Origin of the sequence: Chromobacterium phragmitis (assembly GCF_003325475.1) — a bacterium.
GTDB classification, from domain to species: Bacteria; Pseudomonadota; Gammaproteobacteria; order Burkholderiales; family Chromobacteriaceae; genus Chromobacterium; species Chromobacterium phragmitis.
This window is the reverse complement of record NZ_CP029495.1, coordinates 2685008-2710037: the sequence shown is the minus strand read 5'-3', so window position 1 is coordinate 2710037 and position 25030 is coordinate 2685008. Positions and strand designations below refer to the sequence as shown.

Annotated in this window: 26 protein-coding genes; 10 read left to right on the top strand and 16 right to left on the bottom strand. The window is 63.9% G+C overall.

The genetic code is table 11. The features are described 5' to 3' along the window. The first annotated feature begins 28 nt into the window (after positions 1-28). The 7 genes from hscA to DK842_RS12955 all read left to right on the top strand — a co-directional run bounded on the left by hscA (position 29) and on the right by DK842_RS12955 (position 5005). Positions 29-1888 carry a Fe-S protein assembly chaperone HscA gene (hscA, locus tag DK842_RS12980; protein ID WP_114061815.1) on the top strand — a complete coding sequence of 620 codons (1860 nt, stop codon included), beginning with the start codon at positions 29-31 and terminating at the stop codon, positions 1886-1888. A gap of 9 nt (positions 1889-1897) precedes the next feature. Further along, complete coding sequence (gene fdx, locus DK842_RS12975; protein ID WP_071109699.1) at positions 1898-2239, top strand: ISC system 2Fe-2S type ferredoxin; 342 nt, start codon at positions 1898-1900, stop codon at positions 2237-2239. 119 nt (positions 2240-2358) lie between these two features. Then, positions 2359-2553, top strand: a complete 195-nt coding sequence (iscX, locus tag DK842_RS12970; protein ID WP_114061814.1) for a Fe-S cluster assembly protein IscX — start codon at positions 2359-2361, stop codon at positions 2551-2553. Positions 2554-2686: 133 nt separating this feature from the next. Further along, positions 2687-3322: a glutathione S-transferase family protein gene (locus DK842_RS12965; protein ID WP_114061813.1), complete on the top strand. Its 636-nt coding sequence runs from the start codon at positions 2687-2689 to the stop codon at positions 3320-3322. Between the two features lie 155 nt (positions 3323-3477). Further along, positions 3478-4092: a uridine kinase gene (gene udk / locus DK842_RS12960; protein ID WP_114061812.1), complete on the top strand. Its 615-nt coding sequence runs from the start codon at positions 3478-3480 to the stop codon at positions 4090-4092. A 122-nt stretch (positions 4093-4214) separates the two neighbouring features. Next, complete coding sequence (locus DK842_RS23035; RefSeq protein ID WP_145964033.1) at positions 4215-4562, top strand: hypothetical protein; 348 nt, start codon at positions 4215-4217, stop codon at positions 4560-4562. After that, positions 4559-5005 carry an LEA type 2 family protein gene (locus DK842_RS12955; RefSeq protein WP_114061811.1) on the top strand — a complete coding sequence of 149 codons (447 nt, stop codon included), beginning with the start codon at positions 4559-4561 and terminating at the stop codon, positions 5003-5005. The genes DK842_RS23035 and DK842_RS12955 overlap by 4 nt, the downstream gene beginning before the upstream one ends. On the opposite strand, the gene DK842_RS12950 is transcribed toward DK842_RS12955, so the two are convergent. Continuing rightward, positions 5006-5446, bottom strand: a complete 441-nt coding sequence (locus tag DK842_RS12950; RefSeq protein WP_114061810.1) for a hypothetical protein — start codon at positions 5444-5446, stop codon at positions 5006-5008. It abuts the gene before it with no gap. A gap of 100 nt (positions 5447-5546) precedes the next feature. Beyond that, entirely contained in the window at positions 5547-7433 is a 1887-nt protein-coding gene (locus DK842_RS12945) for a methyl-accepting chemotaxis protein (protein ID WP_114061809.1), read from the bottom strand. A gap of 316 nt (positions 7434-7749) precedes the next feature. Between DK842_RS12945 and DK842_RS12940 the strand changes: the two genes are divergently transcribed. Next, positions 7750-8394 (top strand): TetR/AcrR family transcriptional regulator, encoded by a 645-nt coding sequence (locus DK842_RS12940; protein ID WP_114061808.1) that lies wholly within the window; start codon positions 7750-7752, stop codon positions 8392-8394. Between the two features lie 91 nt (positions 8395-8485). Here DK842_RS12940 and sucD read toward each other — a convergent pair whose 3' ends face one another. The 14 genes from sucD to DK842_RS12870 form a co-directional block, all read right to left on the bottom strand. Further along, positions 8486-9370, bottom strand: coding sequence for a succinate--CoA ligase subunit alpha (sucD, locus tag DK842_RS12935; protein ID WP_021478968.1), 885 nt, complete (start codon positions 9368-9370; stop codon positions 8486-8488). 27 nt (positions 9371-9397) lie between these two features. After that, positions 9398-10570 carry an ADP-forming succinate--CoA ligase subunit beta gene (sucC, locus tag DK842_RS12930; RefSeq protein ID WP_021478969.1) on the bottom strand — a complete coding sequence of 391 codons (1173 nt, stop codon included), beginning with the start codon at positions 10568-10570 and terminating at the stop codon, positions 9398-9400. A 100-nt stretch (positions 10571-10670) separates the two neighbouring features. Beyond that, the gene (locus DK842_RS12925; protein WP_114061807.1) at positions 10671-10919 is read right to left on the bottom strand and encodes a hypothetical protein; all 249 of its coding nucleotides are present in this window, start codon (positions 10917-10919) and stop codon (positions 10671-10673) included. Between the two features lie 18 nt (positions 10920-10937). Then, a complete protein-coding gene (gene lpdA / locus DK842_RS12920; RefSeq protein ID WP_114061806.1) occupies positions 10938-12371 on the bottom strand; it encodes a dihydrolipoyl dehydrogenase in 1434 nt (477 codons plus the stop codon). 16 nt (positions 12372-12387) lie between these two features. After that, entirely contained in the window at positions 12388-12573 is a 186-nt protein-coding gene (locus tag DK842_RS12915) for a hypothetical protein (protein WP_114061805.1), read from the bottom strand. Positions 12574-12629: 56 nt separating this feature from the next. Next, a complete protein-coding gene (gene odhB, locus DK842_RS12910) occupies positions 12630-13841 on the bottom strand; it encodes a 2-oxoglutarate dehydrogenase complex dihydrolipoyllysine-residue succinyltransferase (protein WP_114061804.1) in 1212 nt (403 codons plus the stop codon). A 52-nt stretch (positions 13842-13893) separates the two neighbouring features. Beyond that, positions 13894-16722, bottom strand: coding sequence for a 2-oxoglutarate dehydrogenase E1 component (locus DK842_RS12905; RefSeq protein ID WP_114061803.1), 2829 nt, complete (start codon positions 16720-16722; stop codon positions 13894-13896). 130 nt (positions 16723-16852) lie between these two features. Next, on the bottom strand, positions 16853-18160 hold the full coding sequence (gene gltA / locus DK842_RS12900; RefSeq protein WP_198414536.1) for a citrate synthase: 1308 nt from the start codon (positions 18158-18160) through the stop codon (positions 16853-16855). Between the two features lie 33 nt (positions 18161-18193). Further along, the gene (locus DK842_RS12895; RefSeq protein WP_114061801.1) at positions 18194-18442 is read right to left on the bottom strand and encodes an FAD assembly factor SdhE; all 249 of its coding nucleotides are present in this window, start codon (positions 18440-18442) and stop codon (positions 18194-18196) included. After that, on the bottom strand, positions 18439-19149 hold the full coding sequence (locus DK842_RS12890) for a succinate dehydrogenase iron-sulfur subunit (RefSeq protein ID WP_114061800.1): 711 nt from the start codon (positions 19147-19149) through the stop codon (positions 18439-18441). Before DK842_RS12890 ends, DK842_RS12895 begins: the two co-directional genes overlap by 4 nt. A gap of 14 nt (positions 19150-19163) precedes the next feature. After that, positions 19164-20939, bottom strand: a complete 1776-nt coding sequence (gene sdhA, locus DK842_RS12885; protein ID WP_114061799.1) for a succinate dehydrogenase flavoprotein subunit — start codon at positions 20937-20939, stop codon at positions 19164-19166. After that, positions 20939-21283: a succinate dehydrogenase, hydrophobic membrane anchor protein gene (sdhD, locus tag DK842_RS12880; protein WP_114061798.1), complete on the bottom strand. Its 345-nt coding sequence runs from the start codon at positions 21281-21283 to the stop codon at positions 20939-20941. Before sdhD ends, sdhA begins: the two co-directional genes overlap by 1 nt. Further along, positions 21277-21654, bottom strand: a complete 378-nt coding sequence (gene sdhC, locus DK842_RS12875; protein WP_070980809.1) for a succinate dehydrogenase, cytochrome b556 subunit — start codon at positions 21652-21654, stop codon at positions 21277-21279. Before sdhC ends, sdhD begins: the two co-directional genes overlap by 7 nt. 217 nt (positions 21655-21871) lie before the next feature. Beyond that, positions 21872-22606, bottom strand: coding sequence for a GntR family transcriptional regulator (locus DK842_RS12870; RefSeq protein ID WP_114061797.1), 735 nt, complete (start codon positions 22604-22606; stop codon positions 21872-21874). 199 nt (positions 22607-22805) lie between these two features. On the opposite strand from DK842_RS12870, the gene DK842_RS12865 reads away from it, so the two are divergent. Beyond that, positions 22806-23786 carry a malate dehydrogenase gene (locus tag DK842_RS12865; RefSeq protein ID WP_114061796.1) on the top strand — a complete coding sequence of 327 codons (981 nt, stop codon included), beginning with the start codon at positions 22806-22808 and terminating at the stop codon, positions 23784-23786. Between the two features lie 112 nt (positions 23787-23898). Beyond that, positions 23899-25006 (top strand): peptide chain release factor 2 gene (prfB, locus tag DK842_RS12860; RefSeq protein WP_104946273.1). Its coding sequence is split into 2 segments (ribosomal slippage): positions 23899-23982 and positions 23984-25006, totalling 1107 coding nucleotides; the frame shifts between segments, so codons are not numbered across the junction. Positions 25007-25030 lie beyond the last annotated feature (24 nt).

Below are 25030 nucleotides of genomic sequence, written 5' to 3'. Positions count from 1 at the left end.
TCCTGAGCAACGACATAAAGATCACGACATGGCCTTACTGCAAATCGCCGAACCCGGCCTCTCCGCCGCTCCCCACCAACACCGCCTGGCCGTGGGCATAGACCTGGGCACCACCAACTCGCTGGTGGCCACCGTCAAGAGCGGCTCCGCCGCCGTGCTGCCCGACGAGAATGGCCGCAGCTTGCTGCCGTCCGTGGTGCGCTACGGCGACGAGGGCGCGCTGGCAGTCGGCTACGACGCGCAGAAGGAACAGAACCGCGATCCGCACAACACCATCGTATCGGTGAAGCGCTTCATGGGCCGCGGCGTCAGCGACATCAAGGACGCCGGCAGCCTGCCCTACCGCTTCGTCGACGCGCCGGGCATGGTGCAGTTGGTCACCCGCGCCGGCGTCAAGAGCCCGGTTGAAGTGTCCGCCGACATCCTGCGCGCGCTGAAAGACCGCGCCGAAGCCAGTCTGGGCGGCGAGCTGACCGGCGCGGTGATCACCGTGCCCGCCTACTTCGACGACGCCCAGCGCCAAGCCACCAAGGATGCGGCCAAGCTGGCCGGCCTCAATGTGCTGCGCCTGTTGAACGAGCCGACAGCCGCCGCCATCGCCTACGGCCTGGACAACAGCAGCGAAGGCACCTACGTGGTGTACGACCTGGGCGGCGGCACCCTGGACGTGTCCATCCTGAAACTCACCCGCGGCGTATTCGAGGTGCTGGCCACCAGCGGCGACTCCGCGCTGGGCGGCGACGACTTCGACCACCGCGTGTTCTGCTGGCTGCTGGAGCAGGCCGGCGTCACCGCGCCGTCCGCCCACGACATGCGCCTGTTGCACACCCGCGCCCGCGAGGCCAAGGAAGCGCTGACCGACCACGCCAGCACCCGCGTCACCGCCATCCTGTCCGACGGCCAGTCGCTGGATCTGGAGCTGGACCAGGCCACGTTGCGCGCCATCACCAAAACGCTGGTGGACAAGACGCTGACGCCGGTGCGCAAGGCGCTGCGCGACGCCAAGATTTCGCCCGATGACATTCAGGGCGTCGTGATGGTCGGCGGCGCCACCCGCATGCCGCACGTGCAAAAAGCCGTCGCCGACTTCTTCGGCCGCGCTCCGCTGACCAATCTGGACCCGGACAAGGTGGTGGCGCTGGGCGCCGCCATCCAGGCCAATGTGCTGGCCGGCAACAAGCAGGCCGACGAGTGGCTGCTCTTGGACGTGCTGCCGCTGTCGCTGGGCATCGAGACCATGGGCGGACTGACCGAGAAGATCATCCCGCGCAACAGCACCATTCCGGTGGCGCGCGCGCAGGACTTCACCACCTTCAAGGACGGCCAGACCGCCATGGCCATCCACGTGCTGCAGGGCGAGCGCGAACTGGTGTCCGATTGCCGCAGCCTGGCCAAGTTCACGCTGACCGGCATCCCGCCGATGGTGGCCGGCGCCGCGCGCATCCGCATCACCTTCCAGGTGGACGCCGACGGCCTGCTGTCGGTCACCGCACGCGAGCAGACGTCCGGCGTGGAGGCCAGCATCGAGGTCAAGCCGTCCTACGGCCTGTCCGACGACGAGATCAGCCGCATGCTGACCGATTCCATGGCCAACGTTCAGGAAGACATCGAGGCGCGCAAGCTGCGCGAGGCCATCGTCGACGCCGAAAGCCTGGCGGAAGCCACCCGCAACGCGCTGTCGCAAGACGGCGACCTGCTGAACGATGCCGAGCGCGTCGAGGTGGAGGCCGCCGTCGCCGCGGTGGAGGCCGCCATCGCAGAGAACGCCACCCGCCGCGTCAACGAGGCCAGCGCCGCGCTGAACCACGCCACTGAAACCTTCGCCTCTCGCCGCATGGACCGCAATATCCAGCGCGCGCTGAAGGGCCACAAGATTACCGATCTGTAAGGATACGCCATGCCGCGCATCATCGTTTTGCCCCATCCGGACCTGTGTCCGGAAGGCGCCGTGATAGACAACGCCGAAACCGGCCAGAGCATCTGCGACGCCCTGCTCGCCCACGACATCGAAATCGAGCATGCCTGTGAGATGTCCTGCGCCTGCACCACCTGCCACTGCATCGTCCGCGAAGGCGGCAACTCGCTGAACGAGGCCGACGAACTGGAAGAAGACCTGCTGGACAAAGCCTGGGGCCTGGAGGCGCAATCGCGCCTGTCCTGCCAGGCCATCGTCGCCGACGAGGATCTGGTGATCGAGATTCCGAAGTACACGATCAACCACGCCCGCGAACATCATTGATTCCGCCTCTCGGGCAGCGCTGCCTTTGTCGCTCTCGCCTCGCCGTGCCATGTGCACTGTCTTCGGCTCGGCTTCGCGGCATCGCCGTCCGATAGACGGAATCTCTCCAGGAGACATCTATGAAATGGACCGACGTCAACGACATCGCCATCGAACTGGCCGACGCCCACCCGGACGTGGACCCGAAAACCGTGCGCTTCGTCGACCTGCACAACTGGGTGGTGGATCTGCCCGGCTTCGACGACGACCACAGCCGCGGCGGCGAGCGCGTGCTGGAAGCCATCCAGCAAGCCTGGATAGACGAAACGGAATGATGCCGTCCCCGACAAAGGCCCCCAAGCGGGGCCTTTGTCATGCGGCCACGCCGGCGCGTGAAAATCACGGCCGGCCGGTTTATCATCGAGGCACGCGCGGCGGCCTTCGCCGCGTCCCCGTCACGGAGCCGCCATGTTCACCCTGATCATCGGCAACAAGAATTACTCCCCCTGGTCGCTGCGCCCCTGGCTGGCGCTGAAAATGCTGAACGAACCCTTCCGCGAGCAGCAGATCGACCTTTACCTCTCCGACAGCAAGGCCCGCATCCTGGCCGCCAACCCCGCCGGCAAGGTGCCGGTGCTGGTGGACGACCGGCTGCGGGTCTGGGACTCGCTGGCCATTTGCGAATACCTGGCCGAATGCTTCCCCGCCGCCCAGCTGTGGCCGGACGACCCCGCGCGCCGCGCCGTGGCCCGCTCCATCGCGGCGGAGATACACTCCGGCTTCGCCGCGCTGCGGGAAAGCCTGCCGATGAACATCACGCTGCGCCAGGTGGATTACGAAAGCTCGCCGGCGCTGGAGTCGGACATCGCCCGGGCGGTCGCCATCCTGGAGGAGCTGCGCGAACGCCACGCCGCCGACGGCGGCTTCCTGTTCGGCCGCTTCAGCCTCGCCGACGCCTGCCTCGCGCCGATCTGCACCTGCTTTCTGACCTACAACGTCAAATTGCCGCCGCGATCGCAGGCCTACGTCGACCACATGCTGGCCTTGCCCGCGATGCGGGAATGGTACGCGGCGGCGGCGGCGGAGCGGCCGCGCCCATTCTAGGCCGGCCATGCGGACTGCCTAATCGCCGCCGCCCGGCATGCCGGCGGCTTCGCTTTGGGTTCCTGTCAGAGCATGTCGCAAAACGGGTGGAACTGCGCGCCATAAGTCATTAGAATGGCGCGTTTTTTACATTTTCATTACGTCAAGGATTTCACATGAGCACCCCGTTCATCATTGGCGTTGCCGGCGGCAGCGGCAGCGGTAAAACCACGGTAACCAACAAGGTGCTGGAAACCATTGGTTCCGATATGGCGGCGGTGATCATCCAGGACTACTACTATCGCGACCAGAGCCACCTGACCTTCGAGCAGCGGCTGGGCACCAACTACGACCACCCGCAGGCCTTCGACTGGCCGCTGTTGATCTCCCACATCGACGACCTGCGCAACGGCCGCGCCATCGAGATGCCGGTGTACGACTTCGCCAACCACACCCGCTCCGACCAGACCGTCACCGTGCAGCCGGCGCCGGTGATCGTGATCGAAGGCCTGTTCCCGCTGTACGACGCGGCGCTGCGCGAAATGATGTCGCTGAAGATCTTCGTCGACACCGACTCCGACGTGCGCTTCATCCGTCGCCTGAAGCGCGACATCGCCGAGCGCGGCCGCACCATGGGAAACGTGATCGAGCAGTACCTGACCACCGTTCGCCCGATGCACAACCAGTTCATCGAGCCGACCAAGCGCTTCGCCGACGTGATCCTGCCCCATGGCGCCAACGACCCGGCGGTCGACATCATCACCACCAAGGTCGCCAGCCTGATGGTGTGAGCGCCGTCGCCCGCAGACCCAAGCCGCCCCCGGGCGGCTTTTTGCTTGCCCGGTTGACGCGAGCCGCGGCGGGATGGACAATCGCCGCTCGCGCCATCCGGCGCATTTTTCGAGAAAGCATCATGCACACCATCAAACCGCGCAATCCGCTGGCTTGCGCAGCCATCCTGAAAAAGGGAGGCGCCCACGCACGCAGCCGATCCGGCCTGCGCCAATCCCAGAAACACTCATTATGGGAAGAAGTGGACGACTGGCGCGAAGAGCGCGACCGACAACGCGCCGCCGCGCGCCGCGGCCAAGACGCCGACGAGGCGTTTTTCAACGGCAAGTCCCCAAACGCAACAGGCCATCATCCGATGGCCTGTCGCTTTTGGGCTCTCGCCTGCCAACAATTCCGCACACTAGGTTTACACAAGGACACATGGCGCGCCGGTAGAATACGGCCATCTCCATCGGAAAGCCCATCATGAAACGGATCGCCACCGCCCTGCTGTTGTTGGCCCTCGCCGGCTGCGGCACGATCGGCCTGAAAAAGCCGGAAGTCAGCCTCAGCAATATCGAACCGGGCAGCAGCACGCTATTCGAGCAGAACTTCGCGGTGACGCTGCGCGTCGCCAATCCCAACCCGGTCCCGCTGAACGCCAGCGGCGTGGATTTCGAACTGCTGCTGGGAGGCGAGAAGCTGGGCGCGGGCAGCAGCAATCAGCCGGTCGCCATCCCCTCCCGCGGCGAGGGAACGGTCACGCTGCAGGTGCATACCTCGCTTGCCGCCTGGATACGGCAACTGGGCAACTGGCAGCAGCTGCCGGGCGGCAAGCTGAACTACGAGATACGCGGCAAGCTGCACGACCTGAGCGGCGTCGCCGATCTGCCTTTCGACAGCAAGGGCGAGTGGCAGCTGCCCAAACGCTGATTACTGCTGCTCCACCGCCAGGCAGTTGTTGCCGTCGAAGCTGACGCTCAGCACTTCCTTGGTCTTCTTGTCGATGACGAAATTGGTGGTGCATTCGTAATGGACGGTGCCGCCGCCGGTGACGCCGCCGCTGACCCAGCGGCCCGGCGTTTCGATCACGCGCGACTGCCCGTCCTTGTCCTGCATCGTCACCTTGGTGCCCGGCTCGAAGCGGGTGTTCTCGCGCAGCGGCTGCTGCTCGGTGCTTTCCTTGACATAAGTGTACAGGCTGTTGCCGTTCGGCATCTGCATGGTCTTGTTCGGCGCGCCCCACTGCGCCAGCAGCTCGTTGACGTCGCGGCCCTGCCAGCGATAGACCTTCTGCGCGTAACCCTGCTGAGTGGGGAACATGGAGCAGCCTGCCAGGCTCAGCGCCAGCAGCGACAAGCACAACTTCTTCATCACATGCCTTTTCTAATGGAAAATGTTGCCACATTTTCTCGTCTACGCAACGAAAACGCCAGCCCGTAGGCTGGCGCGGCAATAGAAAAACACGCTTTATTTACAATTTGAAGCGGCCGAAAGCGCTCTGCATATTGTGCGCCAGCTGCTTCAGCGACTCCAGCGTCTGCATCGCGCCCTGCAGCGCGGCGTCGGAATCCAGGATCTGGTTATTGATGGACTCGGTGCTCTGCGCCATCGCCGTGGTGGCGTTATGCTGCTCGCTGGTGGATAGCGCCACGTCGCCGATCTTGTCTATCACCTGCTGCATCGCGTCGCTGATGGCCATCAGGCGGCCGCGCGCCTGGCTGGTCAGCTCCACGCTGGTATCCACCGCGCTGACGGTGCTCTGCATATTGCCCACCGCCTTGCCGGTTTCGCCCAGGATGTTTTCCACCATCTCGCTGATTTCCACCGTCGCCTTGCCGGTGCGCTCGGCCAGCTTGCGCACTTCGTCGGCCACCACGGCGAAGCCGCGGCCCTGCTCGCCGGCTCGCGCCGCCTCGATGGCCGCGTTCAAGGCCAGCAGATTGGTCTGGTCGGCGATGTCGCTGATCACGTTGGTGATCTTGGAGATTTCCTGCGAACGCTGCTCCAGCGAAGCCAGCAATTCGGACAACTCGCCCACCGAGCGGCTGGTCTGGCCCATCTCGTCGCTGATGCGCTGCATGTCGCCGGCGCTCTCCCGCGAATGCTCGCCGGTGTTGCGCGCCAGCGCGTCGGTTTCGCGCGTCGCCTCGGCGATGTGCGAGATGCTGACGGTCACTTCCTCGATCGCCGCCGCGTTGGAGCTGGAAATATCGGCCAGACGATGGGAGTCGGCGGCCACTTGCTTCACCGCGCCGCCCACTTCGATCACGCCGTGAGCCAGGTCTTCAGCCTCGCCGCGGAGCTCGCGGAACATGCCGTTCAGACGGCCGACGAACTGGTTGAACGCCTCGGCGGTCTGCGCCACTTCATCTTCGCCGTGGATCTCGATGCGGCGGGTCAGATCGCCCTCGCCTTGCGAGATTTCATGCATCGCGTCGCGCACCTGGATCAGGCCGCGCAGCAAGCGGGTCAGGTAGCCGGAGCTCAAGGCCACCAGCACCAGCAGCACGATCGCCACGCCGCCGGCGATCAGCCAGATCAGCTGGGTCACCGGCGCCAGCACCGCCTCTTCATCGGCGGCCACGCCCATCACCCAGTCCGTGTTCGCCACCGGTTTCAACGTCACCAGGAAAGTGCGGCCATCGATGTCCAGCGGGGCGACGTCGCCGCTGCCTACCAATTGCTGGAAGCGGCTGTCGTCCAGACCCGGGATCAGCTCGTTGATCGGGCGCAGTTCCTGGCCCGGCTTGGGATAGGCGATCACCTTGCCCTGGCGGGTCATCAGGAAGGCGTGGCCGTCGCCGGCCAGCTTGATGTCCAGCACCGACTTCACCAGCTTGTCGATCAGGATGTCGCCGCCGACCACGATCTCCTGGCCCGGCGTCTTGTCGGCGATGGTGATCACCAGTTTGTCCTTGGTCTCAGGCTCGGAGTCCTTGTACGGGTCGGTGACGATCACGCCGCCTTGCGACTTGGCTTGCTGATACCATGGGCGCTGCGCCGGCTGGTAGTCGGCGCTGGGCTTGGGACGGCCCGGCACCGAATAATACATTTCGCCGCTGTCGCCATGGCCGGCATAGATGATGTTGAAGCCGCCGCCCTTGGCGATCTGCTGCAAGTAATAGCTGGCTTGCGGATCGCCGGCGCGGGACAGGCTGGCGGTGATCAGGTTCTTGCGCACGGTCAGCCATTCCGACACCAGGCCGCCTTGCAGCTGCAGAACCTGCGTGACCTCGCGCTTGGCTTCGTCGTAGGCGTGATTGCGGATATTGAGGCAGGCGATGACTGTCACGCTGATCGTGGCGACCAGGATGGACACCGCCGTCAACAAGATGAGCTTGTGTCGGATGGAGCGCATGAGATGATAAGCCGATGCTGATAAAAGCTTTATTATCCGTCATATCAGCTGCGGCGCATTGTTAAAAATAACATTATATTTAAATAATCTTGCTATCTTTTAATCAAACAACCTCAAAACTGCCTTCCGCGGAACTGTCCACTTCCTCTCTCCTATCCCGCCCGTTGCCGTTACAATCTGTACATACGCCACAGATTGCCGATAATTTGAGCCAATTCAGACAATTCAAGCCCATTTTGAGCGATACTTCAGCCTTGCCGGCCTGGCGCGCGCCACGGCCCGCCCCTTCGACCTTGTTTCCCCGGGAAGAAACGCCATGAGTAAAAGCGGCAGCCGATCGCCGACCTTCGACAAAATCATTGAAGCCAGCCTGCACCTGTTCAACCAGGAGGGCGAGCGGGTGATCACCACCAACCACATCGCCGAGCGGATGAACATCAGCACCGGCAAGCTCTACTATCACTTCCGCAACAAGGAAGAGATCATCAACGAGCTGTACCAGCGTTACGTGAAGGGCATGGCCGAACAGCTGTCCTCGGCGCTGAACCACAGCAACTCGATCGAGGCGATGGTGATGGCGATGGAAAAGACGCTGCGCCACATCTGGAGCTTCCGTTTCCTGCCCAAGAGCCTGCCCAGCCTGTTCTGCGTCAACCCCAAGCTGGAAGAGGAACATCAGCAATTGTCGCGCGGCCAGCTCAACGGCAAGCTGGGCCAGCTGTTCACCCGGCTGCGCGAGCAAGGCATGATCCTGGTGGACGACCAGCAGCTGTCCCACCTAGTGCAGCATTTCCAGATGGTGCAGACCGGCTGGGTCAGCACCATCAAGCAAAACGCCAACGCGGCGGAACTGGAAAAACTGATCCAGTCCGGCTGCCGCAGCCTGATGTTCCTGCTGGCGCCCTACGTCAGCCCGCGCTTCCAGTCGCCGTTCGAACGCGCCTGCGCGCGCTTCGCCTGACGCCGACGCGGTCCTCTCCGAACCGCCGCCATGAAACAAAACACCCCGCGAGCAATCGCGGGGTGTTTTCGTTCAGACCGGGGATCCGGACTTAGATCATGCCTTTGCTTTTCAGCAGGTCGAACATGGTCTTGCCGATTTCGGCCGGGCTGCGGGTGTAGGCGATGCCGGCCTTCTCGAAGGCCTTGAACTTCTCTTCAGCCGTGCCCTTGCCGCCGGAGATGATGGCGCCGGCGTGGCCCATGCGCTTGCCCTTCGGCGCGGTGACGCCGGCGATGTAGCCGACTACCGGCTTGGTCACGTAGGACTTGGCGAACTCGGCCGCTTCCTCTTCGGCGGAGCCGCCGATTTCGCCGATCATCACGATGGCGTCGGTGTCCGGATCATCCTGGAACAGGCGCAAGGCGTCGATGTGGCTGGTGCCCGGGATCGGGTCGCCGCCGATGCCGATGCAGGTGGACTGGCCCAGGCCCAGCGCGGTGGTCTGCGCCACGGCTTCGTAGGTCAGGGTGCCGGAACGCGACACGATGCCGATGCGGCCCGGATTGTGGATGTGCCACGGCATGATGCCGATCTTGCACTCGCCCGGGGTGATGATGCCGGGGCAGTTCGGGCCGATCAGGCGGATGCCGGCTTCATCGACAGCCTTCTTCACGTACAGCATGTCCAGGGTGGGCACGCCTTCAGTGATGCAGACGATCAGCTTCACGCCGCTGTCGATGGCTTCCAGGATGGAATCCTTGGCGAAGGCTGCGGGCACGTAGATCACCGAGGCGTCGGCCTGGGTCTGACGCACGGCGTCCTTCATGGTGTTGAACACCGGCAGGCCCAGGTGCTCGGAACCGCCCTTGCCCGGGGTGACGCCGCCTACGACCTTGGTGCCGACCTTCAGCGCCTGCTCGGCGTGGAAAGTGCCGTTCTTGCCGGTGAAGCCTTGCACCAGCACTTTGGTGTCTTTATTTACCAATACGCTCATTTTGTATTCCTCAGCTCAGTGCGGGTCTCAGGCCACGGCCTTGACGGCGGCGACGATCTTCTCGGCAGCGTCGTTCAGACCCTGGGCGGAAGTCAGTTTCAGGCCGGATTCGTCCAGGATCTTGGCGCCCAGCTCGGCGTTGTTGCCTTCCAGACGAACCACGACCGGCACGGTCACGTTCACTTCCTTCACGGCGGCGATGATGGCTTCGGCGATCATGTCGCAGCGGACGATGCCGCCGAAGATGTTGATCAGCACGCCTTGCACCGAGGTGTCGGCCAGGATCAGCTTGAACGCTTCGATCACGCGCTCTTTGGTGGCGCCGCCGCCCACGTCCAGGAAGTTGGCCGGCTGGCCGCCCTTCAGCTTGATGATGTCCATGGTGGCCATCGCCAGGCCGGCGCCGTTCACCATGCAGCCGATATTGCCTTCCAGGGCCACGTAGTTCAGGTCGAACTCGGAAGCCTTCACTTCGCGCTCGTTCTCCTGGCTCTTGTCGCGCTGGGCCAGCAGTTCCGGATGGCGGTACAGGGCGTTGGAGTCCAGATTGATCTTGCCGTCCACGCAGGCCAGCTCGCCGTTTTCGCGCAGCGCCAGCGGGTTCACTTCGAACAGGGCGAAGTCATTCTCGACGAAGGCCTGGTAGGAGCCCAGCATCAGCTTGCTGAACGCGGCGATCTGCGCGCCGGACAGGCCCAGCGCGAAAGCGGCGTCGCGCGCCTGGAACGGCTGCATGCCGACCAGCGGGTCCACTTCGATCTTGATGATCTTTTCCGGGGTCTCTTCAGCCACCTTCTCGATTTCCACGCCGCCTTCGGTGGAAACCATGAATACGACGCGCTGGCTGCCGCGGTCCACCACCGCTCCCAGGTACAGTTCGCGCTGCACCGGGTACATGTCTTCGCAAACCAGCACGCTGTTCACCGGCTGGCCGGCGGCGTCGGTCTGGTAGGTCACCAGGTTGGTGCCGATCAGGGTCTTGGCGACTTCGGCGGCTTCTTCGCGGCTCTTCACCACTTTCACGCCACCGGCCTTGCCGCGGCCGCCGGCGTGCACCTGGGCCTTGACGACGGCGAATTTGCCGCCCAGCTTGTCGTAAGCGGCAGCCGCTTCTTCCGGCGACTTGGCCAGAATGCCTTGTTGCACCGGCAGGCCGTAACGGCTCAGCAGCTCTTTCGCTTGGTATTCATGCAGGTTCATCTATGGTTTCCTTTATTGGAAATCAGACAGGTACTCGCCCCATCCTAATCTGCCTCTGCCGCTCAAAGCGGCAGCCATTTCTTCGCGGGAACACGTTTTATCATCTTGCCAGTCCCCATAACAAGACTGTTCCGAGAAATGCCACCCCCAGTGGCACTGGCAATCGCCCCCTAGCCCTTGCTGAGCAGATAAATACCGAGCAAGGAAAACTAAGGGCTGCGATGAGCAGCAAAACCCCGCGCAAGCCATCCAGCACGCCCGCTTCGTCAAAGGCGATTTTAATCACCCATACCAGCGAACCCACCATCGCCAATATCACGATAATGACCAAATACATTGCCAGGGCCATGCCGCGTTCCCGCTCAACTTAGCCGTGCAACGCGCGCTTGTCGGCGGCGAGGGCGGCTTCGTGGATCACTTCCGACAACGACGGGTGGGCGTGGACGATGCGCGCCAGGTCTTCGCTGGCGGCCTTGAATTCCATCGACACCACGCCTTCGCTGACCAGCTCGGACACCATCGGGCCGATCATGTGCAGGCCCAGGATGCGGTCGGTCTTGGCGTCGGCCAAAATCTTCACCGTGCCCTGCGCCTGGCCCAGGCCCAGCGCGCGGCCGTTGGCGCCGAAGCCCGACGTGCCCTTCTTGTACTCGACGCCCTCGGCCTTCAGCTGCTCTTCGGTCTTGCCGACCCAGGCGATCTCCGGAGAAGTGTAGATCACCCACGGGATCACGCCGAAATCGACGTGCGGCTTCTGGCCGGCGATGCGCTCGGCCACCGCCACGCCCTCTTCCGACGCCTTGTGCGCCAGCATCGGGCCGCGCACCACGTCGCCGATCGCCCAGACATTGGGCAGATTGGTGCGGCAGTGGTCGTCCACGGCGACGAAGCCGCGCTCATCCAGTTGCAGGCCGACCGTCTCGGCGCCCAGACCCTGGGTGTTCGGCACGCGGCCGATGGAGACGATCAGCTTGTCGAATTCGGCCTTCACCGCTTCGCCGTTCAGTTCGTAGCTGACGGAGACGCTCTTCTTGCCGGCCTTCACTTCGCCGATCTTGACGCCCAGCTTGATGTCCAGGCCGGTATCCTTGGTCAGCGTCTTGAACGCTTCCTTGGCGATCTGCTGGTCGGCGGCGGCCAGGAAGGTCGGCGCGGCTTCCAGAATGGTCACTTCCGCGCCCAGGCGCTTCCACACCGAGCCCATTTCCAGGCCGATCACGCCGGCGCCGATCACGCCCAGGCGCTTCGGCACTGCGGTCAGCGCCAGCGCGCCCTCGTTGTCCAGCACCAGCTGGTTGTCGGTGGCCAGGCCCGGCAGCGCGCGCGGGCTGGAGCCGGTGGCCACGATCACGTGGCCGGCTTCCAGAGTATCCACCACCTTGCCGCCGTCGGTGACTTCGATCAGCCACTTGTCGCCCTGGCGGCCCTTGAAGGCGGCCAGGCCGTGGATGTTGGCGACCTTGTTCTTCTTGAACAGGAAGCCGATGCCGGCGGCGTTCTTGTTGATGATGTCGGTCTTGCGGCTCAGCATCTGGCCGACGTCCATCTTGGCGCCGGACACGCTGATGCCGTGCTTGGCGAAATCGTGCTGCACCGCGTGGAAGTTTTCCGACGACTGCAGCAGCGCCTTGGACGGAATGCAACCCACGTTCAGGCAGGTGCCGCCCAGCGACGGCTTGCCTTCCGGGTTCTTGAACGCGTCGACGCAAGCCGCGCTGAAGCCCAGCTGGGCCGCGCGGATGGCCGCGACGTAGCCGCCGGGGCCGCCGCCTATCACTACCACATCAAACTGTTGGCTCATGGTATTCCCTTGGGGGTCAGGCCTTGCCCACTTTGAACAGCAAGGCGCCGAAAGCGATCATGAACAGCGCGATGACGATCTTGCCGAACAGGCTGTAGCGGTCCTCCCGTATCCCTTGCTGGCGTTTCTTCCAGGTGAGGAACAACAAGGCCGCCCCGGCCAATACCGAGGCAAGCGCGTAAACCCAGTCCGGCAAATTCATTCAAGCTCCATTCATGCGGATTCAAACGGGCCGGCTCGCGCCGGCCCTGACAGTGATTACAGATCGAGCAGCAGGCGAGCCGGATCTTCGATGGCGTCCTTGATCGCCACCAGGCTCAGCACCGCTTCGCGACCGTCGATGATGCGGTGGTCGTAGGATTGGGCAAGATACATCATCGGACGCACCACCACTTGACCGTTCTCAACCACGGCGCGCTCCTTGGTGGCGTGCATGCCCAGGATCGCGGATTGCGGCGGGTTGATGATGGGGGTGGACATCATCGAACCGAAGGTGCCGCCGTTGGAGATGGTGTAGGTGCCGCCTGTCAGCTCTTCCACGGTCAGCTTGCCTTCCTGGGCGCGCTTGCCGAAGTCGGCGATCTGCTTCTCGATGTCGGCCAGCGACAGTTGGTCCGCATTGCGGATCACCGGCACCACCAGGCCGCGCGGGCTGCCCACGGCCACGCCGATGTCGAAGTAGCCGTGGTAGACGATGTCGTTGCCGTCGACCGAGGCGTTGACGATCGGGTACTTCTTCAGCGCGGCGACCACGGCCTTGACGAAGAAGCCCATGAAGCCCAGCTTGATGCCGTGCTCTTTCTCGAACTTCTCTTTGTACTTGTTGCGCAACTCCATCACCGGCTTCATGTTCACTTCATTGAAGGTGGTGAGGATGGCGTTGGTCTGCTGGCTCAGCACCAGGCGCTCGGCCACGCGCTGGCGCAGGCGGGACATCGGCACGCGCTGCTCGGCGCGGCCGGACAGGATGCCGGCCACGTTGACGGCGGCCGGCGTGGCGGACAGCGCCGCGCCGGCGGAGGCGGGGGCCAGCACCGGGCCGGCTTGCGACGGCGCGGCCGGCTTGGCGGCGGCCTGCACGTCTTCCTTCAACACGCGGCCGTCGCGGCCGGAGCCGGCCACCTTGGACAGGTCCACGCCGGTTTCCGCTGCCAGCTTGGCGGCGGACGGCATCGCGGCTGCGCCGGCGGCCGGGGCGGCTGCGCCGGCCGGAGCGGCGTCGCCCGCCTTGGCGGCGGTGTCGATCTTGGCGATCAGCTGGCCGGAGGTCACGGTGGCGCCGTCCTGCTCGATGATTTCCACCACCACGCCGGCTTGCGGCGCCGGCAGTTCCAGCACCACCTTGTCGGTTTCCAGGTCGATCAGGTTTTCGTCGCGCTTGACGAACTCGCCAACCTTCTTGTGCCAGCTCATCAGCGTGGCTTCGGATACGGATTCGGGCAGTTGCGGGACTTTGACTTCAATCAGCATGTTCTTCTCCATGGCGGGGCGGCCGCGATGCCGCCCCTTCTTTCTCGTTGGCTCAGCGGGCGACCGACATCGCTTCTTCGACGAAGGCCTTCAGTTGGGCGACGTGCTTGCTCATATAGCCGACCGCCGGCGAAGCGGACGACGGACGACCGGCGAACGACAGTTGCTGCTTGGCGTTCAGCAGGCCTTCCAGGCGGTGGCGGATCTGGTACCAGGCGCCCTGGTTGCGCGGCTCTTCCTGCACCCACATCACCTCCTTGGCTTGCGGGAAGCGCGCCAGCTCGGCGGCCACCTGCTCGGTCGGGAACGGATACAGCTGCTCGACGCGCACGATGGCGATGTCGTCTTCCAGGCCGCGCTCCTTGCGGGCGGCGGCGAGGTCGTAATACACCTGGCCGGCGCACAGCAGCACGCGCTTCACCTTCTTGCCGTCCTTGACCACGGCGTCGGTGATCACCGGACGGAAGCTGCCGGAGGTCAGATCTTCGATCGGGCTCATCGAGTCCTTGAAGCGCAGCAGGCGCTTGGACAGGAAGATGACCAGCGGCTTGCGGTACGGGCGCAGCACCTGGCGGCGCAGCAGGTGGAACATCTGGCCGGCCTCGGACGGCATCACGATCTGCATATTGTGCTCGGCGCACAGCTGCAGCCAGCGCTCGACGCGGGCGGACGAGTGTTCCGGACCCTGGCCGTCGTAGCCGTGCGGCAGGATGTTGGTCAGGCCGCACAGACGGCCCCACTTGGTTTCGCCGGAGGAGATGAACTGGTCGATGGCCACCTGGGCGCCGTTGGCGAAGTCGCCGAACTGGGCTTCCCAGATCACCAGCTGGTCCGGAGCGGAACAGGCGTAGCCGTACTCATAGGCCAGCACCGCCTCCTCGTTCAGGATGGAGTCGATCACCAGGAAGTCGGCCTGGTTGTCGGACATGTTGCGCAGCGGCACATAGCTGCCCTGGTCCCAGCTCTCGCGGTTCTGGTCGTGCAGCACGGCGTGGCGGTGGCTGAAGGTGCCGCGGCCGGAGTCCTCGCCGGACAGGCGCACGCCGAAGCCGTTGGTCACCAGCGAGGCGTAGGCCAGCGTCTCGGCCATGCCCCAGTCCACGTTCTGCTCGCCGGCGGCCATCGCCTTGCGCGCGGCCAGCACCTTCTGCACGGTCGGGTGCAGCTTGAAGCCGTCCGGCAGCGTGGTGAACTTCTCGGTCAGGCGCTGCAGGTCGGCCTGCGGCATCGAGGTGTCGGTCGGGTGGGCCCAGTGGGTGCCCAGGTACTGGCTGTAGTCCAGCGCGTGCTCGCGCTTGTAGTTGGACAGCGTGGTCTGCTCGACGTGTTCGCCCTTGTCCAGCGCGTCGCGGTAGGCCTGGATCTGCGCGTCGGCCTCCTCGGACTTCAGCACGCCCTCCTGCACCAGGCGTTCGGCGTACATCGCGCGCACGCCCTGGTGCTTGGCGATCTTCTTGTACATCATCGGCTGGGTCAGGAAGGGATCGTCGCCCTCATTGTGGCCCAGCTTGCGGTAGCACACCAGATCGATCACCACGTCCTTCTTGAAGGTCATGCGGTAATCCAGCGCGGCTTGCATCACATAGCAGACGGCTTCCGGATCGTCGCCGTTCACGTGCAGGATCGGCGCCTCGATCATCTTGGCCACGTCGGTGCAATACATCGTGGAGCGGATGTCGCGGGTGTCCGAAGTAGTGAAGCCCACCTGGTTGTTGATCACGATGTGGATGGTGCCGCCGGTGCCGTAGCCGCGGGTCTGCGACAGGTTGAAGGTGCCCTGGTTGACGCCCAGGCCGCCGAAGGCGGAATCGCCGTGGATCAGCACCGGCACCACGGTCTTGCGCTCCGCGTCCTTGCGGCGCTGCTGGCGCGCGCGCACCGAACCTTCCACCACCGGGTTGACGATTTCCAGGTGGGACGGGTTGAACGCCAGCGACACGTGCATCGGACCGTTGGCGGTCGGGATGTCGGACGAGAAGCCCATGTGGTACTTCACGTCGCCGGAGGCCATCTGCTGGGCGGCCTTGCCTTCGAACTCGGCGAACAGGTCGCGCGGCTGCTTGCCCAGGGTGTTGACCAGCACGTTCAGGCGGCCGCGGTGGGCCATGCCGATGATCAGCTCCTGCACACCCTGCTCGGTGGCGTTCTGGATCAAGTGGTCCAGCGCCGCGATGGCGGATTCGCCGCCCTCCAGCGAGAAGCGCTTCTGGCCCACGTACTTGGTGTGCAGATAGCGTTCCAGCGTCTCGGCCGCGGTGATCTGCTTCAGGATGCGCTGCTTCTTGGCCCCGTCGTAGCGCGGGGTGGACAGGTCGCCCTCGAAGCGCTTCTGCACCCAGTGCTTTTCGTCGGACTGGGTGATGTGCATGTATTCCACGCCGATATTGCCGCAGTAAGTCTGCTTCAGGCGGGACAGGATGTCGGACAGCGGCAGCTTCTGCGCGCCCACCAGCGAGCCGGCGTTGAACTGCACCGCCATGTCGGCGTCGGTCAGACCATGGGTAGCCGGGTCCAGCTCGCGCACGATGGCCTGGTCCATCCGCTTCAGCGGGTCCAGATTGGCCTGGCGCGCGCCCAGCACGCGGTAGGCGGAGATCAGCTTCAGCACGCCCACTTGCTTCTGCATCGCCTCCCAGTCGGTGGCGGCGGCGCTGCGCTGACCGATCACCGGCTTCTTGGCCAGCTGGATGAAGGACTCCTGGATCGGCTGGTGCGGCACGTCGCGCTCGGCGGCGCCCGGCGCTTGCGCCAGCTTGTCGAAGTAGTCGCGCCATTCGAGCGGGACGGCGTTGGCGTCAGCGAGGTACTGTTCGTACAGCTCCTCGATGAACGGGGCATTCCCACCGAACAGATAGGAATGGCTGTACATGGATTGCATCATGATCTGGCTACCCTTTGGTCTTGGATGTTGCAGCATTCGCTCAAAGCGCTTGGGCAAGGCGGCCTTGCCCCAACGCTCTGTAAAAAGGGTTGGTTGAAGCCCCCGCCTCAACCAACCCTGGTCTTTCACATCAACGCTTGGCCACGTCCACGACATCGCGGCGCGGCGAGCCGGTGTACAACTGGCGCGGACGGCCGATCTTCATGCCCGGATCGCCGATCATTTCGTTCCAGTGCGCGATCCAGCCCACGGTGCGGGCCAGCGCGAAGATCGGGGTGAACATGGAAACCGGGATGCCGATGGCGGACAGCACGATGCCGGAGTAGAAGTCCACGTTCGGATACAGCTTGCGCTCGATGAAATACGGGTCGGACAGCGCGATCTTTTCCAGCTCCATGGCCAGCTTGAACTTCGGATCGTTGTGCAGGCCCAGCTCCTTCAGCACTTCGTCGCAAGTGGTCTTCATGATGGCGGCGCGCGGGTCCATGTTCTTGTACACGCGGTGGCCGAAGCCCATCAGCTTGTAGCGCTTGTCCTTCACGCCCTGCATGAAGTCGGCCACGTTTTCCACCGCGCCGATCTCGTCCAGCATCTTCAGCACGGCTTCGTTGGCGCCGCCGTGGGACGGGCCCCACAGGCAGGCGATGCCGGCGGCGATGCACGCGAACGGGTTGGCGCCGGAGGAGCCGGCCAGACGCACGGTGGAGGTGGAAGCGTTCTGCTCGTGATCGGCGTGCAGGGTGAAGATGCGGTCCATGGCGCGGGCCAGCACCGGGTTCACCTTGTACTCTTCGCACGGGGTGGAGAACATCATGTGCAGGAAGTTTTCCGCGTAGGTCAGGCCGTTCTTCGGATAGGAGAACGGCAGGCCCTTGTTGTAGCGGTAGGCTTGCGCGGCGATGGTCGGCAGCTTGGCGATCAGGCGGTGCGCCGAGATGCGGCGGTGCTCCGGATTGGAGATGTCCAGCGAGTCATGGTAGAAGGCGGACAGCGCGCCCACCACGCCCACCATCACGGCCATCGGGTGCGCGTCGCGGCGGAAGCCCTTGAACAGGCTCATCAGCTGGTCGTGCAGCATGTTGTGGCGCATGATGCCGCGCTCGAATTCCTTGCGCTGCGCCGCGGTCGGCAGTTCGCCGTTCAGCAGCAGGTAGCACACTTCCAGGTAATCGCTCTTCTCGGCCAGTTGCTCGATCGGATAGCCGCGGTAGTACAGCTGGCCCAGGTCGCCGTCGATGAAGGTGATCTTGGACTCGCAGCTGGCGGTGGCCAGGAAGCCCGGATCGAAGGTGAACATGCCAGTTTTGCCGAATGCGCGGATGTCGACGACATCCGGACCCAGCGAGCCCCCCAGAACCGGCAGGTCCAGGGTTTCCTTGCCCTCGTTGTAGCTGAGCGTGACTTTGCGATTAGTTTCCACAGCAATACTCCCAGTCATTATTTCATTGTTGTAATGGTTTGGGGCCGGCCATCACAGCGACCTCAGGATCGAGACGATGGCCATCAGTTCCGGATCGTCGAGATCGGCCTTGCCGTTGACGACATCCAGGAAATCGGTGTCCGGCAGGTCCAGCAGCCGCCGGTAAGCATCGATCTGGGCGGGTGCCAGCTGGTCGAACGGGCCGGCGAAAAACTTCTCCAGCACCAGGTCCAGCTCCAGCAGGCCCCGCCGCGACCGCCAGCGGATCCGTTTCAGTTCGATCGGATCGTAAGCGGTCATACCGCGCGCCTGACCATCAGGTCCTTGATCTTGCCGATCGCCTTGGTCGGGTTCAGACCCTTGGGGCAAACGTCGACGCAGTTCATGATGGTATGGCAGCGGAACAGGCGGTACGGGTCTTCCAGATTGTCCAGACGCTCGCTGGTGGCTTCGTCGCGGGTATCCGCGATGAAGCGGTAGGCGGCCAACAGGCCGGCCGGGCCGACGAACTTGTCCGGATTCCACCAGAAGGACGGGCAGGAAGTGGAACAGCACGCGCACAGAATGCACTCGTACAGGCCGTCCAGCTCCTTGCGGTCTTCCGGCGACTGGCGGCGCTCGCGCTCCGGCGGCGGCGTGTCGTTGATCACGTACGGCTTGATCGAGTGGTACTGCTTGAAGAACTGTGCCATGTCCACGATCAGGTCGCGCACCACCGGCAGGCCCGGCAGCGGGCGCAGCTCGATCGGCTGCTTCAGGCCGCGGAAGTCGGTCAGGCAGGCCAGGCCGTTCTTGCCGTTGATGTTCATCGCGTCGGAGCCGCAGACGCCTTCGCGACAGGAGCGGCGGAAGGACAAGGTATCGTCCTTGGTCTTCAGCTTGACCAACGCGTCCAGCAGCTTGTGCTCGGTCGCGTCCATGTCGATGCTGATGTCCTGCATGTACGGCTTGGCATCCTTGTCCGGGTCGTAGCGGTAGATGCGGAATTTGACGGTTTCGGTAGTCATCTCTGATTCAACCCTTAGTAGGAGCGGGCCTTCAACTTGATCGTATCCACGGTCAGCGGCTTCATGTTCACCGGCTTGTATTCCAGACGGTTGCCGTCGCGGAACCACAAGGTGTGCTTGAGCCAGTTGACGTCGTCGCGGCCGTTCGGGGTTTCCGGGGTGTCCGGCGCGTCGTCGCGCACGTGGGCGCCGCGGCTCTCGGTGCGGGCATTGGCGGAAACCATGGTGGCCTTGGCCACTTCGATCAGGTTCTCCAGCTCCAGCGCCTCGATGCGGGCGGTATTGAACACCTTGGACTTGTCGCCGATCTCGGTCTTGGCCACCATGTCGGCCACCTGCATGATCTTGTCCACGCCTTCGGCCAGCATGTCCTTGAAGCGGAACACGCCGCAGTGCGCCTGCATCACCCGCTGCATCTCGGCGCGGGCATCATGCACCTGCACGCCGTTAGTCTGGTTGTCCAAGCGGGCGACGCGGGCGACGGAGCGCTCCACATCGGCCATCGCCAGCTGCGGCAGGTCTTCCGGCTGCTGCTTGACGAACTCGATGATGGAATTGGCCGAGCTCTTGCCGAAGACCAGCAGGTCCAGCAGCGAGTTGGTGCCCAGGCGGTTGGCGCCGTGCACCGACGCGCACGCCACTTCGCCGGCGGCGTAGAAGCCGTGCACCGGCTGGCCCTGGATCACCACTTCGCCGTGGTAATTGGTGGGGATGCCGCCCATCTGGTAATGGCAGGTCGGCACCACCGGGATCGGGGCCTTGATCGGGTCCACGCCGGCGAACTTGATCGAGATTTCGCGGATGCCCGGCAGCTTGGACATGATCACCTCGGGGTCGAGGTGGGTGATGTCCAGCAGCACGTGGTCCTTGTTCGGGCCGCAGCCGCGGCCTTCGTTGATCTCGGACACCATCGCGCGCGACACCACGTCGCGGGAGGCCAGGTCCTTGGCGTTCGGCGCGTAGCGCTCCATGAAACGCTCGCCGGAGCTGTTGCGCAGAATGCCGCCTTCGCCGCGCACGCCTTCGGTGATCAGCACGCCCGCGCCGGCCACGCCGGTCGGGTGGAACTGCCAGAACTCCATGTCTTCCAGCGGGATGCCGGCGCGGGCGGCCATGCCCAGGCCGTCGCCGGTATTGATGAAAGCGTTGGTGGACGAGGCGAAGATGCGGCCGGCGCCGCCGGTGGCGAACAGGGTGGCCTTGGCCTGGAACACGACGATCTCGGACGTTTCCATTTCCATGGCGACAACGCCCTGCACGCGGCCTTCGGCGTCGCGGATCAGGTCCAGCGCCATCCATTCCACGAAGAAATGGGTGTTGGCGCGCACATTGCGCTGGTACAGCGCGTGCAGCATGGCATGGCCGGTGCGGTCGGCGGCGGCGCAGGCGCGGCGGACCGGCTTGCCTTCGCCGAAGTCGGACATGTGGCCGCCGAACGGGCGCTGGTAGATGGTGCCGTCCGGGTTGCGGTCGAACGGCATGCCGTAGTGCTCCAGCTCCACCACCACTTTCGGGGCTTCGCGGCACATGAATTCAATCGCGTCCTGGTCGCCCAGCCAGTCCGACCCCTTGACGGTGTCGTACATGTGCCAGTGCCAGTTGTCCGGCTCGGAGTTGCCGAGCGAAGCGGACACGCCGCCCTGGGCGGCCACGGTGTGGGAACGGGTCGGGAACACCTTGGACAGCACGGCGGTCTTCAGACCGGCTTCCGACAGTTGCAGCGCGGCGCGCATGCCGGCGCCGCCGGCGCCCACGACCACCGCATCAAAATGACGAACAGCTACGCCCATTACAGCCCCCAGACCACTTTAACGGAATAGATGAAACAGGAAACCAGCCACAGAATGGTGAACATGTGCAGCGCCAGGCGGATGCCCACCGGCTTCACATAGTCCATCCATACGTCGCGGATGCCCACCCATACGTGCAGGAACAGCGCCAGCAAGGTCACCTGGGTGAACAGCTGGACCCAGGTATGGCTGAACAAGGATTTCCAGCCTTCGTAGCCGGAAGGCAGCGCCAGCAGGAACAGCGCCATGGCTACGGTGTAAAGCACCATCACCACGGCGGTGACGCGCTGCATGATCCAGTCGCGCAGGCCATAGCCGGCGCCGACGACGTGACGGTTTACCATAGAGCGATACCTCCCAGAACCACGGTCAGCACCAGGCTGACGACCAGCACGGTCTTGGCGGTCGCGCGGGCGGTCTCGAGTTCGAGACCTTTGTGAATGTCGAGAAACAGGAAGCGAATGCCGGCGCAGAAGTGATGCAGATAGGCCCAGATCAGGCCCAGCAATGCCAGCTTCATCAGCGGGTGGGACACTACCGCCTTGTAGGTGTCGAACGATTCGGCGGAGCTGAGCGAACCGTGCAGCAGATAGATCAACAGCGGGAGGGAAAAGAACAACGCCACACCACTGACCCGGTGCAGGATGGAGACGAAACCCGGAACGGGCAGTCTGATCCTGGCCAAGTCCAGATGCTTCGGTCTTTGCTTCTGCATAAGGCTTTCCTTGGATGTTTTGTGACCAAGTGGTTTACATGACGCCCGCCCACCGCGGGCGAAGCGCCTGGCGGACCCGTCCTTTTTCCTTGGAGCGGTATCCGCCGTTACCTGGCATATTGCGCAATGCATCTGCAATATGCGCGGGGGATTCTAACAAATGTTGGTCTATCCCGCTGACCGCTCGCCGTTTAACCTGCGTCAACAAGCGCGGCGTTCAACCGTGTTTCACTGTATAGGCCAGCTGGTGCGTCAGGCAGTAACGCTGCCGCCACTCCACCGGCCTGCCGTCCATGTCCGTCGACAAACGCAGCAGGCACAGCGCCGGCACGTCGGCCACCATGCCGGTCACGCCCAGCAGCCCCGCCTCCTCGCGCGGCAGCATCTCGGCGCGGAACTGCTCGCACGCCACCCGGACCCGCACGCCGAAGCGCTGCTGCAGCGTCGCGTACACGCCGGCCGAATTGCGCAGCCAGCGCGCGTCCATGCCGTCGAACGCCTCCGCCGGCAGCAGCGCGTCGTCCAGCGCCACCGGCGCGCCGTGCCAGCGCCACAGCTGGCGAATTCTCAATAAAGGCGCCAAGCGCCGCAATTGCAAAGCCTCGGCGATGTCCTCGCTGGCATTGAGCCGGGACATGCCGAGAAATTCCCTGACCAGTTCGTCCGGCCGCTCCGAAAACAAGCCCGGCGTCAGCAACGAGGCCTCGCCCCAATCGCCCTGCACCGGCGCGGCGAAAGTGCCCCGCCCCTGCTGGCGGTACAGCAAGCCCGCCTCCACCAGTTCGGACAACGCCTTCCTCACCGTGCCCTGGCTCGCGCCCAGCGCGTCGGCCAGCTCCCATTCGCTGGGCAGCGCGTCGTGCGCTTGCCATTCGCCCTCGCTCATCCGCTGCAGCAGCAGCCGTTTGACCTGAGCATAAAGCGGCTGTCTTTTCAGCGTATTGGCTGTCATGGTCTGTGTTGTAACACCAAACAAATCAAGCGTAAATACAAGTCTTATATAAGATATAAAACTTAAACGGTCGTTTGCCACCATATTCTTGACTGATTAGCCCAAATCGATAAACAGCCGTGATACACTTCCCGCCACATCTATACTGCAGAGCAACATCTGCAGCTCATTATCGGATACATCAAAGGAGAGTCCGCCAATGAAAGCCCCCGTTCGCGTCGCCGTTACCGGCGCAGCCGGTCAAATCGGCTACAGCCTGCTGTTCCGCATCGCCAGTGGTGAAATGCTGGGCAAGGATCAACCGGTCATTCTTCACTTGCTGGACCTGCCGCAGGCTCAAACCGCGCTGAAGGGCGTGATGATGGAGCTGCAAGACTGCGCCTTCCCGCTGCTGGCCGACATGGTGGCCACCGACGACCCGAACGTGGCCTTCAAGGATGTGAAGGTGGCCCTGCTGGTGGGCGCCCGCCCGCGCAGCAAGGGCATGGAGCGCAAGGACCTGCTGGAAGCCAACGGCGCCATCTTCACCGTGCAGGGCAAGGCGCTGAACGACCACGCCGCCCGCGACGTCAAGGTGCTGGTGGTGGGCAACCCGGCCAACACCAACGCCTGGATCGCGATGAAGTCGGCTCCGGACCTGGACCCGAAAAACTTCACCGCCATGTTGCGTCTTGACCACAATCGCGCGCTGTCGCAAATCGCCGCCAAGACCGGCAAGCCGGTGGCCTCCATCGAGAAGCTGGCGGTGTGGGGCAACCACTCGCCGACCATGTACGCCGACTACCGCTTCGCCACCATCGACGGCCAGCCGGTCAAGGCCATGATCAACGACGACGTGTGGAACCGCGACGTGTTCCTGCCCACCGTGGGCAAGCGCGGCGCCGCCATCATCGAAGCGCGCGGCCTGTCCTCCGCCGCCTCCGCCGCCAACGCCGCCATCGACCACATCCGCGACTGGGTGCTGGGCAGCAACGGCAAGTGGGTGACCATGGGCATTCCGTCCGACGGCTCCTACGGCATCCCGGAAGGCGTGATGTACGGCGTGCCGGTAGTATGCGAAAATGGCGAATACAAACGTGTAGAAGGCCTGGAGATCGACGCGTTCAGCCGCGAGCGGATGGACCTGACCCTGGCCGAGCTGGAAGAAGAGCGCGCAGCCATCGCTCACCTGTTTGGCTGATTTTCCAGCCTGACCGAAGAGAAGCGCACCAAACGGTGCGCTTTTTGTCTTTGGTCAAACCGCGAAAATACATTTGAATTTACTAATACAGACTGCCATTTGGAGCGAAAGCATGATCGAAGTTGAAGTTTTGAACCAAATCGCGGCCAAAATCGAAGACCTGGCCGCCCGCGCCGCCGATATTCGGGGGTATCTTTGACTACGACGGTAAAAAAGACCGTCTGGAAGAAGTCAGCCGCCTGACCGAAGACCCGGATATCTGGAACGACCCCAAAAAGGCGCAGGATCTGGGCCGCGAACGCAAACAGCTGGAAGACGTGGTGCTGGTGCTGGACAGCATCAACGCCACCATCGGCGACAGCCGCGAACTGTTCGACATGGGCAAGAGCGAGGAAGACGACGACACCATCCTCGCGGTTCAGGCCGATCTGGAAGAAGTGGAAGAGAAAGTGGCGAAGATGGAATTCCGCCGCATGTTCCACGACCCGATGGACCCGACCAACTGCTTCATCGACATCCAGGCCGGCGCCGGCGGCACCGAAGCCCAGGACTGGGCCGGCATGCTGCTGCGCATGTACACCCGCTACGCCGAGCGCAAGGGCTTCAAGGTGGACGTGCTGGAACTGTCCGAAGGCGAAGTGGCCGGCGTCACCAGCGCCACGCTGAAGATAGAGGGCGAATACGCCTACGGCCTGCTGCGCACCGAAGTGGGCGTGCACCGCCTGGTGCGCGTGTCGCCGTTCGACTCCAACGCCCGCCGCCACACCTCGTTCTCGTCGGTGTTCGTGTATCCGGAAGTGGACGACAGCTTCGAGATCGACATCAACCCGGCGGACGTGCGCACCGATACCTACCGCGCCTCCGGCGCCGGCGGTCAGCACATCAACAAGACCGACTCCGCCGTGCGTCTGACCCACATCCCGACCAATATCGTGGTGCAGTGCCAGAACGACCGTTCCCAGCACCGCAACCGCGACGAGGCCTGGCAGATGCTGCGCGCCAAACTGTACGAGCTGGAGCTCAAGAAGCGCAACGAGGCCAAGCAGGCGCTGGAAGACACCAAGACCGACGTGGGCTGGGGCCACCAGATCCGCTCCTACGTGTTCGACCAGTCCCGCATCAAGGATTTGCGCACCAGCTACGAAGTGGGCAACATCAAGGGCGTCATGGACGGCGACCTGGACGGCTTCATCGAAGCCAGCCTCAAGCACGGCGTCTAAGCCATATCGGGCCGGCCCCTCCGC

What these genes read in the sequence shown, in the direction of transcription:
- hscA (WP_114061815.1), top strand. Translation starts at nt 29, where the DNA reads ATGGCCTTACTGCAAATCGCCGAACCCGGCCTCTCCGCCGCTCCCCAC.
- fdx (WP_071109699.1), top strand. Translation starts at nt 1,898, where the DNA reads ATGCCGCGCATCATCGTTTTGCCCCATCCGGACCTGTGTCCGGAAGGC.
- iscX (WP_114061814.1), top strand. Translation starts at nt 2,359, where the DNA reads ATGAAATGGACCGACGTCAACGACATCGCCATCGAACTGGCCGACGCC.
- DK842_RS12965 (WP_114061813.1), top strand. Translation starts at nt 2,687, where the DNA reads ATGTTCACCCTGATCATCGGCAACAAGAATTACTCCCCCTGGTCGCTG.
- udk (WP_114061812.1), top strand. Translation starts at nt 3,478, where the DNA reads ATGAGCACCCCGTTCATCATTGGCGTTGCCGGCGGCAGCGGCAGCGGT.
- DK842_RS23035 (WP_145964033.1), top strand. Translation starts at nt 4,215, where the DNA reads ATGCACACCATCAAACCGCGCAATCCGCTGGCTTGCGCAGCCATCCTG.
- DK842_RS12955 (WP_114061811.1), top strand. Translation starts at nt 4,559, where the DNA reads ATGAAACGGATCGCCACCGCCCTGCTGTTGTTGGCCCTCGCCGGCTGC.
- DK842_RS12950 (WP_114061810.1), bottom strand. Translation starts at nt 5,446, where the DNA reads ATGAAGAAGTTGTGCTTGTCGCTGCTGGCGCTGAGCCTGGCAGGCTGC.
- DK842_RS12945 (WP_114061809.1), bottom strand. Translation starts at nt 7,433, where the DNA reads ATGCGCTCCATCCGACACAAGCTCATCTTGTTGACGGCGGTGTCCATC.
- DK842_RS12940 (WP_114061808.1), top strand. Translation starts at nt 7,750, where the DNA reads ATGAGTAAAAGCGGCAGCCGATCGCCGACCTTCGACAAAATCATTGAA.
- sucD (WP_021478968.1), bottom strand. Translation starts at nt 9,370, where the DNA reads ATGAGCGTATTGGTAAATAAAGACACCAAAGTGCTGGTGCAAGGCTTC.
- sucC (WP_021478969.1), bottom strand. Translation starts at nt 10,570, where the DNA reads ATGAACCTGCATGAATACCAAGCGAAAGAGCTGCTGAGCCGTTACGGC.
- DK842_RS12925 (WP_114061807.1), bottom strand. Translation starts at nt 10,919, where the DNA reads ATGGCCCTGGCAATGTATTTGGTCATTATCGTGATATTGGCGATGGTG.
- lpdA (WP_114061806.1), bottom strand. Translation starts at nt 12,371, where the DNA reads ATGAGCCAACAGTTTGATGTGGTAGTGATAGGCGGCGGCCCCGGCGGC.
- DK842_RS12915 (WP_114061805.1), bottom strand. Translation starts at nt 12,573, where the DNA reads ATGAATTTGCCGGACTGGGTTTACGCGCTTGCCTCGGTATTGGCCGGG.
- odhB (WP_114061804.1), bottom strand. Translation starts at nt 13,841, where the DNA reads ATGCTGATTGAAGTCAAAGTCCCGCAACTGCCCGAATCCGTATCCGAA.
- DK842_RS12905 (WP_114061803.1), bottom strand. Translation starts at nt 16,722, where the DNA reads ATGATGCAATCCATGTACAGCCATTCCTATCTGTTCGGTGGGAATGCC.
- gltA (WP_198414536.1), bottom strand. Translation starts at nt 18,160, where the DNA reads ATGACTGGGAGTATTGCTGTGGAAACTAATCGCAAAGTCACGCTCAGC.
- DK842_RS12895 (WP_114061801.1), bottom strand. Translation starts at nt 18,442, where the DNA reads ATGACCGCTTACGATCCGATCGAACTGAAACGGATCCGCTGGCGGTCG.
- DK842_RS12890 (WP_114061800.1), bottom strand. Translation starts at nt 19,149, where the DNA reads ATGACTACCGAAACCGTCAAATTCCGCATCTACCGCTACGACCCGGAC.
- sdhA (WP_114061799.1), bottom strand. Translation starts at nt 20,939, where the DNA reads ATGGGCGTAGCTGTTCGTCATTTTGATGCGGTGGTCGTGGGCGCCGGC.
- sdhD (WP_114061798.1), bottom strand. Translation starts at nt 21,283, where the DNA reads ATGGTAAACCGTCACGTCGTCGGCGCCGGCTATGGCCTGCGCGACTGG.
- sdhC (WP_070980809.1), bottom strand. Translation starts at nt 21,654, where the DNA reads ATGCAGAAGCAAAGACCGAAGCATCTGGACTTGGCCAGGATCAGACTG.
- DK842_RS12870 (WP_114061797.1), bottom strand. Translation starts at nt 22,606, where the DNA reads ATGACAGCCAATACGCTGAAAAGACAGCCGCTTTATGCTCAGGTCAAA.
- DK842_RS12865 (WP_114061796.1), top strand. Translation starts at nt 22,806, where the DNA reads ATGAAAGCCCCCGTTCGCGTCGCCGTTACCGGCGCAGCCGGTCAAATC.